General features: G+C 67.5%; 4 protein-coding genes. 3 read left to right on the forward strand and 1 reads right to left on the reverse strand.

Annotation, left to right across the window (positions count from 1 at the left end):
• Positions 1 to 155 precede the first annotated feature (155 nt).
• Together JCM19049_RS12115 and JCM19049_RS22685 are read left to right on the forward strand one after the other, a co-directional pair.
• Positions 156 to 617, forward strand: coding sequence for a DUF2871 domain-containing protein (locus JCM19049_RS12115; RefSeq protein WP_054821723.1), 462 nt, complete (start codon positions 156 to 158; stop codon positions 615 to 617).
• Between the two features lie 447 nt (positions 618 to 1064).
• Positions 1065 to 1283 carry a hypothetical protein gene (locus JCM19049_RS22685; protein WP_306420797.1) on the forward strand — a complete coding sequence of 73 codons (219 nt, stop codon included), beginning with the start codon at positions 1065 to 1067 and terminating at the stop codon, positions 1281 to 1283.
• 123 nt (positions 1284 to 1406) lie between these two features.
• Here JCM19049_RS22685 and JCM19049_RS12125 read toward each other — a convergent pair whose 3' ends face one another.
• A complete protein-coding gene (locus JCM19049_RS12125) occupies positions 1407 to 1925 on the reverse strand; it encodes a universal stress protein (protein WP_054821724.1) in 519 nt (172 codons plus the stop codon).
• A gap of 39 nt (positions 1926 to 1964) precedes the next feature.
• On the opposite strand from JCM19049_RS12125, the gene JCM19049_RS12130 reads away from it, so the two are divergent.
• A partial coding sequence (locus tag JCM19049_RS12130; protein ID WP_279403101.1) for an AAA family ATPase occupies positions 1965 to 2264 on the forward strand: 300 nt, incomplete at its 3' end.

The raw sequence follows: 2264 nt of genomic DNA on the forward strand, positions 1-2264 counted from the left end.
CCACCGTGCCGGCTCGGGGTCGTGAGCGGCGGGCGGCGAGCGGGTGGCAGACATTTTCCAATCAACCGGGCAGCCGTGGAGCACCACGGAGCACTGCCCAGCAACCACCGGTGCCCTCACTCCCGGGGCATCACCAAAGCACAAGGAGAAAACAGATGCGCAAGATCCTGAACTGGGCCTTTGGCTACATGCTGGTCGGGGTGGCCTCCGGCCTGTTCTACCGCGAGTTCACCAAGGCCAACGACTTCCCGGCCGGCGAATTCACACAGCTGGGCCTGGCCCACACCCACCTGCTCACCCTGGGCTTCATCGTCCTGCTGATCGTGCTGCTGCTGGAGAAGGCGTTCGCGCTCTCCACGCACCGCAAGCTGTTCGGCTGGTTCTTCGCCACCTACAACGCCGGGGTCATCCTCACCTCGGCGATGCTCATCGTGCACGGCATGCTCACTGTGCGCGGGGTGGAGTCCTCCGCGATGATTGCCGGGTTCGCCGGGTTGGGGCACATGTTCCTGACCGCCGGGATGATCCTGCTGTTCGTGCTGCTGCGCCGCCAGGTGCGTCCTGCCATGGCGGGCGGCACCACGGCCGCTGCGGGTCAAGCCGGGCTGCAGCGCTAGCGCTCGGCGGTGAGGGCTGCGGGGTACTCGGACCAGACCGGGACCTAGCCCAGCAGCACCAACCCGGGTGTGGCTTCTGGCCGCACCCGGGTTATTGGGCAGGGGTGCGCTCGAACTTTCTTGACGGGTCTGCTCAAATCGGGCTGCATCTGGTGACAGTCCTGATGCAGCCGCACCATGGCACAGCGGCTGTACGCGTCACCTTCTGCTGTAGATGTTGTCCTGCATGTGTCGATGTCCTTGGCCAGCACAGTAGAATCAGTGACTTGGAAAAATTGTGAACCGCGGGCCCACAGTCTATGGCGTGAATCCGGACCCGCAGACCCGCTGCGCGCACTACCACCGGGACGTCGACGTCATCGCGATCAAGCACTACTGCTGCGCCAGGTACTACCCCTGCCACCTGTGCCACGCCGAGCTGGCCGATCACCCGGCCAGGTGTGGCCGTTGCGCCACTTCGACCAGCCGGCAGTGCTGTGCGGAGTGTGCGGCACCCAAATGAGCGTCGCCCAATACCTGGGCATCGACCACTGCCCGCACTGTGCGGCGCAGTTCAATCCCGGGTGCAAGCTGCACCGCGAACTGTACTTCGCCGGCGCGGAAACATGTCGCGGCAACGACACGGACCAGCCCCTGCCGGGCCTCGAGGCCCGGTCCGGCAACTAGCGCCCCTGTCCGTGCGGGGAGCGGCTGCCCCCGCGTGGAGTTCGTTCCCGCGTGGAGTTGGTTCCCGTGCAGAGTTCGATCCCGTGGCAGAGTGCCGGCGTTAGCCCCGGCGCGGGGCGGCGGCTATCCTTCCCAGGGAAGCCGGCCGGATTCGTTGGCGACCTGCGGCACCACCAGGACCGGGCGGCCCTGCCGGTGCGACAAGCTCACGGCGATCGACCCGTCAATGAACTGCTCCATGCGGTTGCGCCAGCCCTTGCGGCGCGTGCCGACCACGATCATGTTGGCATCCAGCTCCTCGGCCAGTTGCGCCAGCGCCTTGGCCGGGTCCCCTTCCACCTCGCGCGCCTCCCAGCTGACCTGCAGCGGATCGAACACCTCAGCCAGGTGATCGCGCAGCCCCTGCGGGAACGGCACCTCCTGCTCATCGGGGTGCGCCGAGCCGCTGATCGCCGGGCTGGCCTCGGCCAGGTTCTCGGGCAGGCGCTGGGTGATGAACCGTCCGGTGTGCACGTGCACGCACACCACGCGGGCCTGCAGCTGCGCGGCCAGCGGGGCGACCGCGTTGAGCACCGTCGGGGACTGGTCCGGCTCGACGCCGACCAGCAGGGTGGCGGTGGAAGGGGACGGGTTCTGGGTCATCGGTACTCCCGTGCTCGTGCAGCACCTGCGCCACTCAAAGTGCAGGTGGCGGCGAGGATCTTCGCCGCTCAACCCCAGTATGGCACGGCCGCCGAACGCTTTGGCACCATCGGACGCCCCGCCCCGGCGGTACTGCGCGGGTGCTGCGCGGATACAGCGCGGATGCTGTCGGGCAGGGCCGGTAGGGTGGGGTGCATGCTGCAGACCCTGGCGATCAGCGGGTACCGTTCGGTGCGCGACCTGGTCATCGAACTGGCCCCGCTGACCGTGATCACCGGAGCCAATGCCGTGGGCAAATCCAACGTCTACCGCGCGCTGAAGCTGATCAGCGAACTCGGC

The sequence above is a fragment of the Arthrobacter sp. JCM 19049 genome, from assembly GCF_001310435.1.